At 67.6% G+C, this 13,600-nt stretch carries 14 protein-coding genes; 5 read left to right on the top strand and 9 right to left on the bottom strand.

Going from position 1 to position 13,600, the window contains the following annotated elements:
- Positions 1-162 precede the first annotated feature (162 nt).
- Positions 163-1,815, top strand: coding sequence for an L-lactate permease (locus ABH933_RS17105; protein WP_429420816.1), 1,653 nt, complete (start codon positions 163-165; stop codon positions 1,813-1,815).
- A gap of 55 nt (positions 1,816-1,870) precedes the next feature.
- Here ABH933_RS17105 and ABH933_RS17100 read toward each other — a convergent pair whose 3' ends face one another.
- The 5 genes from ABH933_RS17100 to sdhC all read right to left on the bottom strand — a co-directional run bounded on the left by ABH933_RS17100 (position 1,871) and on the right by sdhC (position 5,984).
- Positions 1,871-2,302 carry a hypothetical protein gene (locus ABH933_RS17100; RefSeq protein ID WP_429420818.1) on the bottom strand — a complete coding sequence of 144 codons (432 nt, stop codon included), beginning with the start codon at positions 2,300-2,302 and terminating at the stop codon, positions 1,871-1,873.
- 280 nt (positions 2,303-2,582) lie between these two features.
- Complete coding sequence (locus tag ABH933_RS17095; RefSeq protein ID WP_215916502.1) at positions 2,583-3,350, bottom strand: succinate dehydrogenase iron-sulfur subunit; 768 nt, start codon at positions 3,348-3,350, stop codon at positions 2,583-2,585.
- On the bottom strand, positions 3,350-5,131 hold the full coding sequence (gene sdhA, locus ABH933_RS17090; RefSeq protein WP_215916503.1) for a succinate dehydrogenase flavoprotein subunit: 1,782 nt from the start codon (positions 5,129-5,131) through the stop codon (positions 3,350-3,352). The genes ABH933_RS17095 and sdhA overlap by 1 nt, the downstream gene beginning before the upstream one ends.
- 14 nt (positions 5,132-5,145) lie before the next feature.
- On the bottom strand, positions 5,146-5,577 hold the full coding sequence (locus tag ABH933_RS17085; protein WP_429420821.1) for a succinate dehydrogenase hydrophobic membrane anchor subunit: 432 nt from the start codon (positions 5,575-5,577) through the stop codon (positions 5,146-5,148).
- A gap of 2 nt (positions 5,578-5,579) precedes the next feature.
- Entirely contained in the window at positions 5,580-5,984 is a 405-nt protein-coding gene (gene sdhC / locus ABH933_RS17080; RefSeq protein WP_429420823.1) for a succinate dehydrogenase, cytochrome b556 subunit, read from the bottom strand.
- A gap of 333 nt (positions 5,985-6,317) precedes the next feature.
- On the opposite strand from sdhC, the gene ABH933_RS17075 reads away from it, so the two are divergent.
- Positions 6,318-6,719, top strand: coding sequence for a cytidine deaminase (locus ABH933_RS17075; RefSeq protein WP_429420826.1), 402 nt, complete (start codon positions 6,318-6,320; stop codon positions 6,717-6,719).
- A gap of 171 nt (positions 6,720-6,890) precedes the next feature.
- On the opposite strand, the gene ABH933_RS17070 is transcribed toward ABH933_RS17075, so the two are convergent.
- A complete protein-coding gene (locus tag ABH933_RS17070) occupies positions 6,891-7,160 on the bottom strand; it encodes a hypothetical protein (RefSeq protein WP_215916507.1) in 270 nt (89 codons plus the stop codon).
- 190 nt (positions 7,161-7,350) lie between these two features.
- Between ABH933_RS17070 and ABH933_RS17065 the strand changes: the two genes are divergently transcribed.
- Both ABH933_RS17065 and ABH933_RS17060 read left to right on the top strand, forming a co-directional pair.
- On the top strand, positions 7,351-8,634 hold the full coding sequence (locus ABH933_RS17065) for a thymidine phosphorylase (protein ID WP_429420890.1): 1,284 nt from the start codon (positions 7,351-7,353) through the stop codon (positions 8,632-8,634).
- Between the two features lie 331 nt (positions 8,635-8,965).
- The gene (locus tag ABH933_RS17060) at positions 8,966-10,063 is read left to right on the top strand and encodes an adenosine deaminase (protein ID WP_429420829.1); all 1,098 of its coding nucleotides are present in this window, start codon (positions 8,966-8,968) and stop codon (positions 10,061-10,063) included.
- Here ABH933_RS17060 and ABH933_RS17055 read toward each other — a convergent pair.
- On the bottom strand, positions 10,032-10,823 hold the full coding sequence (locus tag ABH933_RS17055; RefSeq protein WP_429420831.1) for a TetR/AcrR family transcriptional regulator: 792 nt from the start codon (positions 10,821-10,823) through the stop codon (positions 10,032-10,034). The genes ABH933_RS17060 and ABH933_RS17055 overlap by 32 nt on opposite strands.
- Positions 10,824-11,052: 229 nt before the next feature.
- On the opposite strand from ABH933_RS17055, the gene ABH933_RS17050 reads away from it, so the two are divergent.
- Positions 11,053-11,886: a COG4705 family protein gene (locus ABH933_RS17050; RefSeq protein WP_429420834.1), complete on the top strand. Its 834-nt coding sequence runs from the start codon at positions 11,053-11,055 to the stop codon at positions 11,884-11,886.
- A 55-nt stretch (positions 11,887-11,941) separates the two neighbouring features.
- Here the strand turns inward: ABH933_RS17050 and ABH933_RS17045 are convergent, their stop codons facing one another.
- Positions 11,942-13,192 carry a primosomal protein gene (locus ABH933_RS17045; RefSeq protein WP_429420837.1) on the bottom strand — a complete coding sequence of 417 codons (1,251 nt, stop codon included), beginning with the start codon at positions 13,190-13,192 and terminating at the stop codon, positions 11,942-11,944.
- Between the two features lie 33 nt (positions 13,193-13,225).
- A complete protein-coding gene (locus ABH933_RS17040; RefSeq protein ID WP_429420840.1) occupies positions 13,226-13,558 on the bottom strand; it encodes a YbaB/EbfC family nucleoid-associated protein in 333 nt (110 codons plus the stop codon).
- Between the last annotated feature and the right edge of the window lie 42 nt (positions 13,559-13,600).

Genomic DNA, 13,600 nt, shown 5'->3' with positions numbered 1-13,600 from the left:
TGTGACGACGCCAGATCATGCGGGCCCCTGGGGTACTCGGTGCGGGCCCGTTGCGGCGTCGGCGGAGGTGAATATCTGCCGGATTTCAGGCCGGGGAGTGGTCGTTGAGAGTAAAACTTCCCGGAACGGGCTGTGCGGTTGGCCCGTTGTCGGAGGTTTGGCATGTATCACCAAGTACTCGATCCACTCGCCCATTCCCTGGCGTGGAGTTCGCTCATCGCCGCCCTGCCCCTACTGGTCCTGTTCATCCTGCTCGGGGCGCTGCGCTGGGCCGCCTGGATCGCCTCGCTGGTCTCGCTGCTCGTCGCGCTGTTCGTGGCTGTCTGGCTCTACGGGATGCCGGTGGGGCAGGCGCTGCTGTCGGGCACCGAGGGCGCCGCATTCGGGTTCTTCCCGATTCTGTGGATCGTGATCAACGCGATCTGGGTGTACAACATGACCGTCGCCACCGGCCATTTCGATGTGTTGCGCCGCTCCTTCGCCGGGGTCAGCCCCGATCAGCGGGTACAGGCCATCCTCATCGCCTTCTCGTTCGGCGCCCTGCTCGAGGCCCTGGCCGGATTCGGCACGCCCGTCGCGGTGACCGCGGTCATGCTGATCGCGCTCGGATTCGCACCGCTGAAGGCGGCGGTGCTGGCACTGACCGCCAATACCGCGCCGGTCGCGTTCGGCGCGATGGCCACGCCGATCCTCACCCTGGGCGCGGTCACCGGGCACTCCTCCGACACGCTCGGCGCGATGGTCGGCCGCCAGACCCCGGTGCTGTCGCTGTTCGTTCCGCTGGTGCTGGTCTTCATCGTCGACCGCAGGAACGGGCTCCGGCAGACCTGGCCCGCGGCGGTCGTCTGCGGGGTGAGCTTCGCGATCGCACAGTACGTGACCTCGAACTTCATCTCGGTGCCGCTGGCCGACGTGGTGGCGGCGCTGGTCTCCGCGGCGGGGGTCGTGCTGCTGGTGCGGGTGTGGCGTCCGTCCGCGACCTACACCGAAGGCAGCGGTCCCGCGCCGGTGATCGCCGGTGGCGCGGCCGCCGAGCCCTCGCCCGAATTCGCCCGTCGCGTAGAGCATCCCGACTCGCCACGCGATATCGTCCGGGCCTACGCGCCGTACCTGATCGTGATCGCGGTCTTCGTGCTCGGGCAGATCGGCCCGATCAAGCGGCTGATCGGGCACGCGACATACACCTTCGCGTGGCCGGGGCTGCACGTGGTCAATGCCAAGGGCGCCCGGCTCGGTTCCATCACCTTCACCCTGAACCTGCTGACCTCGCCCGGAACTCAGATGCTGATCGCGGGATTGCTGACGATGATCGCGCTGTCGGTGTCGATTCCCAGGGCCGTGCGGGCGTACGGAACAACGTTGTACCAGTTGCGATTCGCGATCGTGACGGTGATGGCGGTGCTGGCCCTGGCCTATGTCATGAACACCTCGGGCCAGACCATCACCCTGGGCACCTGGATGGCCGGCGCCGGCGGGCTTTTCGCGCTGTTGTCCCCGGTCCTCGGCTGGATCGGCACCGCGGTCACCGGATCCGATACCTCGTCCAATTCACTGTTCGGCGCGCTGCAGGTGACCGCCGCGGGCAAGGCGGGCCTGTCGCAGACCCTGATGGCCGCGGCCAACAGCTCCGGCGGCGTGCTGGGCAAGATGATCTCCCCGCAGAACCTCGCCATCGCCGCTGCCGCAGTGGGTTTGGACGGCAAGGAGGGCGACATCTTCCGCCGGGTCTTCGGCTGGACGCTGCTGTTCCTGGCGGCGATGTGCGTGCTGGTCGTGCTGCAGTCGACGTCGGTGCTGTCCTGGATGGTGCCGTAGACAAGCCGAGGGCCGCCTTCAGCCAGTGCGGAAGGCGGCCTTGGGGAATCTCGGCTCAGAAGAAGCCGTCGTCGTCGCGATCGTTCCGGTCGTCGCGGTACTCGGCATCCTCGTAACCGCGCTCGTAGGAGCGGTTCTCGTCGCGCTCGTCGTCGTCCGACAGCATGTCGCCGATCAGCATCCCGCCGACGACGCCCGCCGCGCCGGCACCCAGCATCGCGGCGGTGCTATGGCCCTGACGGGGCGGCTGGCCCTGGTAACCCGGTTGCGGGTACCCCGGCTGGGGGTAACCCTGTTGCGGATAGCCCTGCTGGGGATAACCCTGCTGCGGGTACCCCTGCATGGGCTGGTAATACGGCGGCTGGGTGGTCTGGATCCGCTGCGCGCAGAACTGGCAGACCTCGACGGGCCGCGGCACACCCCACTGCGGCTGCCAGTTCACGGACATGGCCGCCGGGCCGTGGGAGGGGTCGAAGAAGCAGATCACGGGAATTTCCTTCTGGTGCGTCCGGTTCCGTTGCGGGAGCCTGACTTCGAGCCTATCTGGACTGCCAACGCCTGGCGCGGGAGGACGGGTTCCCGGCGGCCGACGGCTGTGACGACCGTCATTCGAACATAGGTATTCGTGAATGTGGAAGCGGTGGCGACGATCTGCATTGCTGCAGGACACCTGCGAATCGCTCGAGGTTCGACGCGTGGGCGTGATGTACGAAGGCCGCCCTCATCGGATGATGAAGGCGGCCTTCGTATTCAGGCGCTGGGAGAACCTAGCGGGCGAAGAGCAACGCGCGCTTGACTTCCTGGATGGCCTTGGTGACCTCGATGCCGCGGGGGCAGGCGTCGGTGCAGTTGAAGGTGGTGCGGCAGCGCCAGACGCCCTCGACGTCGTTGAGGATGTCCAGGCGTTCCCGGGCGCCCTCGTCGCGGCTGTCGAAGATGAAGCGGTGCGCGTTCACGATCGCGGCCGGGCCGAAGTAGCTGCCGTCGCTCCAGTACACCGGGCACGAGGTGGTGCAGCAGGCGCACAGGATGCACTTGGTGGTGTCGTCGAAACGATGGCGGTCGGTCTGGGACTGGATGCGCTCGCGGGTGGGCTCGTTACCCGAGGTGATCAGGTACGGCTTGACCGCGCGGAAGGCGTCGAAGAACGGCTCCATGTTGACCACGAGGTCCTTCTCCACGGGCAGGCCGCGGATGGGTTCGACGGTCATGGTGAGGGTCTTGCCGCTCTTGGGCAGCATGTCCCGCATCAGCACCTTGCACGCCAGCCGGTTCACACCGTTGATGCGCATGGCATCCGAACCGCAGACGCCGTGGGCGCAGGAGCGGCGGAAGGTGAGCGTGCCGTCCAGGTAGGACTTGATGTAGATGAGCACGTTCAGGAAGCGGTCGGTGGGCAGCACCGGTACCTGGAACGAATCCCAGTACGCGCCCTGCCCGTTCTCCGGGTTGAACCGGGCCACCTTGACGGTGACCATGACCGACCCGTCCGGAACGGGGGCCGGCTTCTGCGGAGTCTCGGCGACAGCAGTCATCAGTACTTACGCTCCATCGGCTCGTAGCGGGTCTGCACGACCGGCTTGAAATCGAGGCGGATGTCGGCGATCAGCTTCGCCGGCTCACCGGGCTCGACCTCCTTGTACGCCATGGTGTGGCGCATGAAGTTGGTGTCGTCGCGGTTGGGGTAGTCCTCGCGGGCGTGGCCGCCGCGCGACTCCTTGCGGTTCAGCGCGCCGACCACGGTGACCTCGGCCAGCTCCAGCAGGAAGCCGAGCTCGACGGCCTCGAGCAGGTCGCTGTTGTAGCGCTTGCCCTTGTCCTGGACCGTGATCCGCTCGTAGCGCTCCTTGAACCCGTGGATGTCGGTGAGCACCTTCTTCAGCGTGTCCTCGGTGCGGAACACACCGGCGTTGGCGTCCATGGTCGCCTGCAGCTCGCCGCGGATGTCCGCGACGCGCTCGTTGCCGTGCTCGGACAGCAGGTTGGCCAGCCAGTTCTGCACCATCGTCGCGGGGTTCTCCGGCAGCGCCACAAAATCGTGGCGCTGGGCGTACTCGGCGGCGGCAATGCCCGCGCGGCGGCCGAACACGTTGATGTCCAGCAGCGAGTTGGTGCCCAGGCGGTTCGAGCCGTGCACCGAGACACAGGCGCACTCGCCGGCGGCGTAGAGGCCAGGCACCACGTCGGTGTTGTTGCGCAGCACCTCGCCGCGGATGCGGGTCGGGATGCCGCCCATCACGTAGTGGCAGGTCGGCATGACCGGCACCGGCTCCTTGACCGGGTCGACGCCCAGATAGGTGCGGGAGAACTCGGTGATGTCGGGCAGCTTCTCCTCGAGCACGTCCTCACCGAGGTGGGTCACGTCGATGAAGACGTAGTCCTTGTTCGGACCGCCGCCGCGGCCCTCGGCCACCTCGAGCACCATCGACCGGGCGACGATGTCGCGCGGGGCGAGGTCCTTGATGGTGGGGGCGTAGCGCTCCATGAACCGCTCGCCCGAGGCGTTGCGCAGGATGCCGCCCTCGCCACGGACCGCCTCGGAGATGAGGATGCCAAGACCGGCCAGGCCCGTCGGATGGAACTGGTGGAACTCCATGTCCTCCAGGGGAAGACCCTTGCGGAACACGATCGCCATGCCGTCGCCGGTCAGCGTGTGCGCGTTGGAGGTGGTCTTGTACATCCGGCCCGAACCGCCGGTGGCGAAGATGATCGCCTTGCCGTGGAACACGTGCAGCTTGCCGGTGGCCAGCTCGTAGGCGACGACGCCGGTCGCGACCGGGCCGCGGTCGGTGTCGGTGAGCAGCAGGTCCAGCACGTAGAACTCGTTGTAGAACTCCACGTCGTGCTTGACGCAGTTCTGATAGAGCGTCTGCAGGATCATGTGACCGGTGCGGTCGGCGGCGTAGCATGCGCGACGCACCGGCGCCTTGCCGTGGTCGCGAGTGTGACCGCCGAAGCGGCGCTGGTCGATCCGGCCCTCGGGGGTCCGGTTGAACGGCAGGCCCATCTTCTCCAGGTCGAGCACGGCGTCGATGGCCTCCTTGGCCATGATCTCCGCGGCGTCCTGGTCGACGAGGTAGTCACCACCCTTGACGGTGTCGAAGGTGTGCCACTCCCAGTTGTCTTCCTCCACGTTCGCCAGCGCGGCGCACATGCCGCCCTGGGCCGCGCCGGTGTGGCTGCGGGTGGGGTAGAGCTTGGTCAGGACCGCCGTGCGCACCCGGGGGCCGGCCTCGATAGCCGCGCGCATACCGGCACCACCGGCACCGACGATCACCACGTCGTAGCGGTGCTCCTCAATCGGGTTTTCAGTCATCGCTGGTGGCGTTCCTAACTGATGTTGGGGTCGAAGGTGAAGATGACGTAGGTGCCCACGCCCATGATCAAAATCATCGAGATGACCAACAGGGTCTTGAGCCAGAAGCGGGTGGCGTCCTTGCGGGCGTAATCGTCGATGACCGTGCGCAGGCCGTTGCCGCCGTGCAGCTGGGCCAGCCACAGCATGGTCAGGTCCCAGAGCTGCCAGAACGGGCTGGACCAGCGTCCGGCCACGAAGGCGAAGTTCACGCGCTTCACGCCGCCGTCGAGCATCAGCATGATCGTCATGTGGCCGAGCACGAGCACGACCAGCAGCAGGCCGGAGAAGCGCATGAACAGCCACGCGTACTTCTCGAAGTTGTTGCCCCCAGCGCGCCGCGGCGCGCGGGGGGAGTCCAGGCTGGCGGGGCGGTCGTAGGACTTGCCCAGAACAGGTGCAGTCATTGTCACAGCTCCGTCGTGATCATGTAGAAGAGCTCACGGCCCACGCCCGCGCCGGCCACGATGACCCAGACCGCGAGCACGATCCAGAGCATCAGGCGCTGGTACTTGACTCCCTTGGACCAGAAGTCGACCAGGATGACCCGGATGCCGTTGAGCGCATGGAACAGCACGCACACGACCAGGCCCATCTCCATCAGGGCGACGATCGGGTTCTTGTAGGTCTCGATCGCCCGGTTGTACGTGTCGGGGCTGACCCGCACCAGCGCGGTGTCGAGCACGTGGACGAAGAGGAAGAAGAAGATCGTGACACCGGTGATCCGGTGCATCGCCCAGGACCACATACCCGGGTCGCCGCGGTACAGGGTCTTCCGCTTCGGCTGAGCCGGAGCTTCCAGCGTGGTGGTCATAGAGTGCGGTGCCTCCAACGTCGTTGATGGACAGGCCGGCGAGCCGGCAAGTCGTGATCCGGCGCAGATTCGGCGCGCGGACACAGAGCCGATTGGATGGAAAACACCAGCTCGTGTCCGGAGCCGACACCCCAGAGGCGGTGGCCGTCTGTGCAACGCCAAACCTGAACCGATCTGCCGAGAACTGTAATCCCCGGAGATTCGCGGAACTAATTCGGCGTGCCGCGCGTTGCGGCGAAATTCACTGAGTTAGGTTTGCCTTGCCTGACGTTCGAATGTGGCTGCGGTACCGTTCTTTCGGCCCGGTGCGGCCCATTCGGACGGAGGTTCCATATGTCGGAAATTGACTGGAATATGTTGCGCCACAGTGCGTTCGATGTTATGCAGAATGCCTATGCGCCCTATTCGCGGTTTCCGGTTGGGGCTGCCGCGAGCACCCTCGACGGACGAATTGTGCGCGGGTGCAATGTGGAGAATGTCTCATACGGGTTGGGGCTGTGTGCCGAGTGTGTACTGGTCGGTAACCTCTGCGCGTCCGGCGGGGGCCGGTTGCTGGCGGTAGCTGTGTGCGACTCGCGCGGGGCGATCCTGATGCCGTGCGGGCGGTGCCGCCAGCTGCTCTACGAGCACGGAGGCGGCGATCTACTCGTCGATCACGCGAGCGGTCCGATGCCGCTGAGTAGTTTGCTGCCGTTTGCCTTCGGGCCGGATGATCTTGCGGCGGGGCAGAAATGATGTGAGGTTTCGCACGCTCGGAGCGTGCGGCCCAACTCTGGGGCGCCCGTCGCGGCGCCACCGCACGAGCTATCTGAGGCCGAAGGTGTTGTCCGGCAATGGATTACGATCCCGATCCGTCGCGGACTCTGAGATGTCTCCCCCGAACGAGGCGTCGACTTCGTCCTCGCTTCACGCCTCGTCCTCGAAAGATTGGTCGATCTCGGCATCGTCGGCCGGGGTGATCTCCTCGAACGGGATCGGCGGTATGCCGAGATGCTTCATGATCAGGGTGAGGCTTCGGCCCACGGAGTTCGCATGGGAGACGAGCCGGCGATTGTCGATCTTGAGCCCGCGAACGTCTCGTGTGAGCGCGTATATCGAGTTGCCGTGGCTCTCCTCGATATCGGTGACCCGGTGCTCCAGCTTCGCCACCCGGACATCCAGTCCCACGTGCGTCATAACGTCCCCCTAGCTCTCGATCGGTTGGTGGCCGCGACAGTACACGCGGAAATCGACCCCTTCCGCATGTCGCCCGAAATTTCTCGCAGACGCACCCTTTACCGTCAATGTGCAGGCGTTTCTTGGCGATACGCGCCGGGGATGCGTGCGCCGGGCGAGGTTCTCTGGGAGGCTGGCGGCCATGGTGAGCGTGCATTCGGCGGTGTCGGTGATCACGACCAAGCGGGACGGCGGCGAGCTGTCCGACGAGCAGATCGACTGGGTCCTGGACGCGTTCACCCGCGGCGAGGTGGCCGACGAGCAGATGTCGGCCCTGGCCATGGCGATCCTGCTGCGCGGCATGACCCGGCGCGAGCTCTCCCGCTGGACGCGGGCGATGATCGAGTCCGGCAGGCGCATGGACTTCACCGATCTGCCGCGGCCCACCGTGGACAAGCACTCCACCGGCGGCGTCGGGGACAAGATCACCCTGCCGCTGGCGCCGCTGGTCGCCGCCTGCGGCGCCGCCGTGCCGCAGCTGTCCGGTCGCGGCCTGGGCCATACCGGCGGCACCCTGGACAAGCTCGAGTCGATACCCGGCTGGCGGGCCGAGGTGCCGGTGTCGCGGATGCGTGCCATGCTCGCGGATCCGAGGATCGGTGCGGTCGTCTGTGCCGCCGGGGCCGATCTGGCACCGGCCGACAAGCGCCTGTATGCCCTGCGCGATGTCACCGGCACCGTCGAGTCGATTCCGCTGATCGCCAGCTCGATCATGAGCAAGAAGATCGCCGAGGGCACCGCGGCGCTGGTGCTGGATGTCAAGGTGGGTTCCGGTGCCTTCATGAAGTCCCTGGAATCGGCCCGCGAACTGGCCACGGCCATGGTCGAATTGGGCGCGGACGCCGGCGTGCGCACGGTCGCGCTGCTGACCGCCATGGACGCCCCCCTCGGCCGTGCCGCGGGCAATGCCCTCGAGGTCACCGAATCGGTCGAGGTGCTGGCCGGCGGCGGGCCCGCCGATGTGGTCGAGCTCACCGTGGCGCTGGCGCGGGAGATGCTGTCCCAGGCCGGAATTCACGACGCGGACCCCGCGGCCGCCCTGGCCGACGGCCGGGCGATGGACCACTGGCGCGCGATGATCCGGGCCCAGGGCGGCGATCCGCTCGCGCCACTGCCGGTCGCGGCGCACACCGAGGTCGTGACCGCGGCCGAGACCGGCACCCTGGCCCGGCTGGATGCGATGGGTGTGGGTCTGGCCGCCTGGCGCCTGGGCGCCGGGCGGGCCCGTCAGGGGGAACCGGTGCAGTTCGGTGCGGGGGTCGAAATGCATGCCAAGCCGGGCGATTCCGTTGTCGCCGGCCAGCCGCTGCTCACCCTGCACACCGACACCCCCGAGGCATTCGCGCCGGCGCTCGAGGCCCTGCGGGATGCCTACGAGATCGGCTCCACCCCACCCACGCCGACTCCGCTCGTGCTGGACCGCGTCGCGCCCTGACACGGGGCGCATCCATCGGCGGCAGCCGAGAGTACTGGTCACCAGCACCGTCGCCTACACCACGGGCACGACCGAACCACTCCTCCGCGGCCCGGTGCTCGACGCCATCGCCGCCAAGCTCGACTGCGGATCCCGAACCGAATCCGATGGGACCGGCGGCGTTCATCACCCTGCCCAGCAGCCGGGCATTCGGCTCGGGACCGGGTGGCCGGGCTCGGCATCCGATCCGCACGCGACACGCGGGCGACCGGCAGGCGTCGACATGCCAGCTATCGAATGGATACACCGAAGGTTTCCTGCGGAACGCCGCGGATGCGGCTAGCGTCGATACATGACTGGACCGATGCCTATAACCCTTGCCTCGATCCGCCAGGCCCCCAAGGCCGTGCTGCACGACCATCTCGACGGGGGGCTACGGCCCGCGACGGTGCTCGAGCTGGCCGCGCAATGCGGATACGACCAGCTGCCGGCCCACGACGCCGTCACGCTGGGGCACTGGTTCCGCGATGCCGCCGACAGCGGATCGCTCGAGCGATACCTGGAAACCTTCGCGCACACCGTCGCGGTGATGCAGACCCCCGAGGGGCTGCGGCGGGTGGCGAGCGAGTGCGCACAGGACCTCGCGGCCGACGGCGTGGTGTACGCCGAGGTGCGTTTCGCCCCTGAACAGCACCTCGAGCGCGGCCTCACCCTCGACGAGGTGGTCGAACACACCCTGGCCGGCTTCCGCGAGGGTGAACAGCTGGCCGCCGCGGCGGGGACGCCCATCCGGATGGTGTGCCTGCTGACCGCGATGCGGCACGCGGCGCGCTCGCTGGAGATCGCGGAGCTGACCGTGCGGTGGCGCGAGCGCGGTGTCGGCGGATTCGACATCGCGGGTGCGGAGGCGGGATATCCCCCCAGCCGTCACCTGGACGCCTTCGAATACCTGCGGGCCAACTGCGCGCACTTCACCATTCACGCGGGCGAGGCGTTCGGCCTGCCGTCGATTCACGAGGCGGTCGCGTTCTGCGGCTGCGAACGGCTCGGGCACGGGGTGCGGATCACCGACGACATCTCGGAGGCCGACGCCGGTTCCGAGGCGCGCCTGGGCCTGGTCGCGAATTACGTTCGCGACCAGCGGATTCCGCTGGAGCTGTGCCCGTCCTCGAACGTGCAGACCGGTGCGGTGCCCTCGCTGGACAAGCATCCCTTCGATCTGCTTGCCCGCCTGCGTTTCCGGGTCACGGTCAATACCGACAACCGGCTGATGAGCGATACCAGCATGAGTCAGGAGATGCTCAAGCTGGTGGAGACGTTCGGCTACGGCTGGAGCGATCTCGAGCGCTTCACCATCAACGCCATGAAGTCCGCGTTCATCCCGTTCCCGGACCGATTGCGCATCATCGACGAGGTGATCAAGCCCGGTTACGCGGTCCTGCTCGGCTGATCCGGAGCGGCTCCCGATGTCCCGTTCCCGGCGCTGGAGTCGGGAACGGCGCTGGGACAACGGATCTCGTGTCATCGCCGACGCACGAGCCGCGCTCGGACAGCACCGGCGTCGGGGTGTTCGGGCTGGTGGAGTTCGTGCGCGCCGGTCGCGGAGCGGATCGTACGCGTGCCAAGAAGTGTGGTGTCCCGCCGCCATCGGAAGACCCGGTCAGCCGGCGCAGCGGGCCGTCGATGCCGAGTTCGCTCAGCCGGGGATCGATGAGGCGGTGCAGGATGAGCCCGTCCAGCACCGCGACGACCACGGCCGCAGTCGCTTCCGGGTCCGCTACCGTGCTCGCATCGCGCAGCCAGGAGGCCACCGCGCCCCGGAAGTCGTCCAGCACCTCCCGCAGCCCCCGCCGCAGGCGGTCGTATCGCGTTGCGGCCAAAAGCATTTCGGTGAACACGCGGGTATCGGTGGTTGTGTTGGCGTAGGCGCCGACGGTCGCGAGTAGAAACTCCAGCCCCGCCGCCCCCTGCTCGGTCAACGCCTCCCCGAGCACGCCCTCGCCCAATTGCCGGGCCATCCCCAGCGAGGCGTCGATGAGCAGGTCGTTGACCGAGCTGAAGTGGTAATGCACCAGCCCGGGGCGCAGCCCGGCGCGTTCGGCCACCAACCGGGTGGTCACCGCACTCCAGCCGCGCTCGGCAATCAACTCCAGCGCCGCGTCCGTGAGTCGGGCGCGCGTCTCACGGCCCTGCTCTGCGGAAGTCGCCATACGAACCCGTTTCGATCGGAGAATCCCCTTGGGCAAACGTCTTGGGCATTTGCCCAAGGCTACACCGAATCGGGCCCTGCGCAACAGTTGCCAATGGCATGAATCACGACGGAATCTCAGCGTGCTCTCAGCGCCGGCCGGGAACACTGTCGATGTCCTGTGCCCGGATTCGGGGCCGTGCCGGTAGCCGGTATCCGTATCCGTCCTTCACTACCGCAAAGGTTGCTCGTTGAATTCCGCATCCGGCAGTCCGAATTCGTCCTCTTCCGCGCTGACCCGAATCGGCGCGTTGCGTGTTCCCGAAGTCGCCGCCGCGTTCTGGATCATCAAGGGATTGTCCACGGCGATGGGCGAATCCACCTCCGACTTGCTGGTCACCACCATCGACCCGCAGATCGCGGTCGTGCTCGGCTTCGTGGCCTTCCTCGCGGCGCTGATCCTGCAGCTGCGTCTGGGCCGCTACAACGCGTGGGCGTACTGGCTCGCGGTGGTCATGGTCGGCGTCTTCGGCACTATGGCCGCCGACGTGATGCACGTCGTGCTCGGCGTCCCATATCCCGTTTCCACCCTGTTCTACGCGGTGGTCTTGGTGGCGGTGTTCTTCCTCTGGTATCGCACCGAGCGCACCCTGTCGATCCACGAGGTGAACACCACCCGGCGCGAACTGTTCTACTGGGCCGCGGTCATGGCCACCTTCGCCATGGGCACCGCGCTCGGCGACTTCACCGCCTACACACTGCATTGGGGATACGCGGCCTCCGCGGCGGTCTTCACGGCCGGCATCCTCGTCCCCGCCGCCGGCTACCGCTGGCTCGGCTGGAATCCGATCCTGTGCTTCTGGGGCGCCTACGTCATCACCCGGCCGCTGGGGGCCTCGGTCGCCGACTGGCTCGGCAAGCCGGCCGACACCAGCGGCCTGGGCCTCGGCGACGGTCCCGTCGTCGCGGTGCTCGGCCTGGCGATTCTCGCGCTGGTCGCCTACCTCGCCGTCACCAAATCCGATGTGCAGCGGCCCGGCGCCGACGATGCGCCGGATCGTGCGGACACCGCGCTGCGCCGGTGATCCGATCCGGCCGCCGCGTCCGGGGTGATCCGGATGCGGCGGCCGGGTGCGGTTGCTACCCCTTCTGCAGGCGGGTCTCGAAATTGTGCTCGAGGGTGCGCCAGGCCTCGGCCTCGGCCGCGAACGGCGGGCTCGGCGCCAGCCGGCTCGGGTCCGGCTCGAGCAGATAGGAGACGTACCAGCCGAGCGGGGTGGACTTGGCCAGCGCCTGCTCGACGGTGTCGTCGTCGGCGTAATCGGCCGCGTCGGTGAACAGTTCGAAGGCCAGATCCAGCTGGTCGATGTCGACCGCCTTCGGGCCCTGGGTCAGGTCGTCGGCCAGGCCCGGCAGCACGTAGACGTTCTCGTCGGAGACCTCGATCTCGAGCGAGCCGTCCATCGCCGCGGTGTGTACCTCGTCGTAGGTGCTCACGGCGGCGAGGTCGTGATCGTGGTCGTCGGCCAGGTAGCGCGCCAGCGCGCGCTCGGAGGAGAACACCGTGATCGTGCCGCCGCTGCCCAGGAATACCGGCTCGTCGTCGAGATAACAACGCAGCGTGTAGAACTCGCCCTCGGAGGTGACGATGCGGATCGGGTCGATGCCGACGCCGTGCCAGAACGTCTCGTCCTCGGCGTCTTCCTCGTCGTCCTCGTCGAGGTCGACCTGTTCGATCTCGTCGTCGTCATCGGTCTCCGCCGCGTCCTCGGCATCGACGATGTTCTCGTCCGCCGCAAGCAGTTCGGCCTCCGCGAGGGCGACCGCGTCGGCATCGACGGCCGGGGACTTCACGACCGAATCGATCGCGTCGACGACCTTGTCCCAGTCCTTGACGATGGCCGCCCCGATCTGGCTCCAGAGCTCCTGGCCCTCGCGCCCGTAGAAGGCGCTGACCCCCGCGGGCAGCGCACCCAGCACGGGGTGCGAGCCGAAGAACTTGGTCACCACCTCGAGCTCGCACACCTCGCCGATGGTGCGGGCCATGTCCAGCGTCTCCTCGAGCTCGCCGACCGAATCCGGATCCGGATCGCCCGCCGCCAGCTCCGGCACCCCGACCAGATCGAAGATGTGCTCTTCCTCCGGCTCCAGTTCGGCCGCGGACAACCCGGCCACGACCTTCCATGCCGGATGGTCGACGAGGTCGTTGTCGTCGTTCGTCCGGATGAACGCGGCCAGCTCCGCGACGGAGTCGAAGCCGTACAGCGCGTCGTCGTGCCCGAGGAATGCCTCCCACTCGTCGTCACCGTCGCGCCAGCGCGGTGCCCACAGTGTGACGAGATCGCCATCGGTCAGGCCGAGCTCGATCGGGACGATGTCTCCAGAAGCCATGACCGTGAGCCTATCGAGCCGCCGCGTGCGGCACTATTCGGCCCGCCCCCCAACAGTTCCGGACTCCGCGCCAGTGAAGGTGGAATTCAGGTTCGACACCACCTCCGAACGCTGTGCACCCGCGTCCTGGGCCGCCTGGGTGCAGGCCCAGATGATGGCCTGGCTCACCTCGGCGGGCGTGCGCGAGGTGATCGACTCGGCCAGCCGCAGCCCGACCAGGGCGCCGTTGCTGTCGACCTCGACGCTCACCTGACCGTCCTCGGTGGTGAACCGCCCGCGTACCTGCCCGAGCCCGTACAGCGCCGCCTCGAGCGCCTCGAGCTTCTCGGTCGCCGCCGCGACCAGGGCGTCCATCTCTGCGCTCATGGCTGCGCCTCGCTGGCGCTCGGCTGCGCCATGAGCGCATTG

The sequence above is a fragment of the Nocardia sp. GP40 genome (genome assembly GCF_050434125.1).
In the GTDB taxonomy this organism is placed as follows: domain Bacteria; phylum Actinomycetota; class Actinomycetes; order Mycobacteriales; family Mycobacteriaceae; genus Nocardia; species Nocardia albiluteola.
This window is presented reverse-complemented; position numbering and strand designations above follow the sequence as displayed.

What these genes read in the sequence shown, in the direction of transcription:
- ABH933_RS17070 (WP_215916507.1), bottom strand. Translation starts at nt 7,160, where the DNA reads ATGACGCACGTGGGACTGGATGTCCGGGTGGCGAAGCTGGAGCACCGG.
- ABH933_RS17075 (WP_429420826.1), top strand. Translation starts at nt 6,318, where the DNA reads ATGTCGGAAATTGACTGGAATATGTTGCGCCACAGTGCGTTCGATGTT.
- ABH933_RS17085 (WP_429420821.1), bottom strand. Translation starts at nt 5,577, where the DNA reads ATGACTGCACCTGTTCTGGGCAAGTCCTACGACCGCCCCGCCAGCCTG.
- ABH933_RS17055 (WP_429420831.1), bottom strand. Translation starts at nt 10,823, where the DNA reads ATGGCGACTTCCGCAGAGCAGGGCCGTGAGACGCGCGCCCGACTCACG.
- ABH933_RS17045 (WP_429420837.1), bottom strand. Translation starts at nt 13,192, where the DNA reads ATGGCTTCTGGAGACATCGTCCCGATCGAGCTCGGCCTGACCGATGGC.
- ABH933_RS17105 (WP_429420816.1), top strand. Translation starts at nt 163, where the DNA reads ATGTATCACCAAGTACTCGATCCACTCGCCCATTCCCTGGCGTGGAGT.
- sdhA (WP_215916503.1), bottom strand. Translation starts at nt 5,131, where the DNA reads ATGACTGAAAACCCGATTGAGGAGCACCGCTACGACGTGGTGATCGTC.
- ABH933_RS17040 (WP_429420840.1), bottom strand. Translation starts at nt 13,558, where the DNA reads ATGAGCGCAGAGATGGACGCCCTGGTCGCGGCGGCGACCGAGAAGCTC.
- ABH933_RS17060 (WP_429420829.1), top strand. Translation starts at nt 8,966, where the DNA reads ATGACTGGACCGATGCCTATAACCCTTGCCTCGATCCGCCAGGCCCCC.
- sdhC (WP_429420823.1), bottom strand. Translation starts at nt 5,984, where the DNA reads ATGACCACCACGCTGGAAGCTCCGGCTCAGCCGAAGCGGAAGACCCTG.
- ABH933_RS17095 (WP_215916502.1), bottom strand. Translation starts at nt 3,350, where the DNA reads ATGACTGCTGTCGCCGAGACTCCGCAGAAGCCGGCCCCCGTTCCGGAC.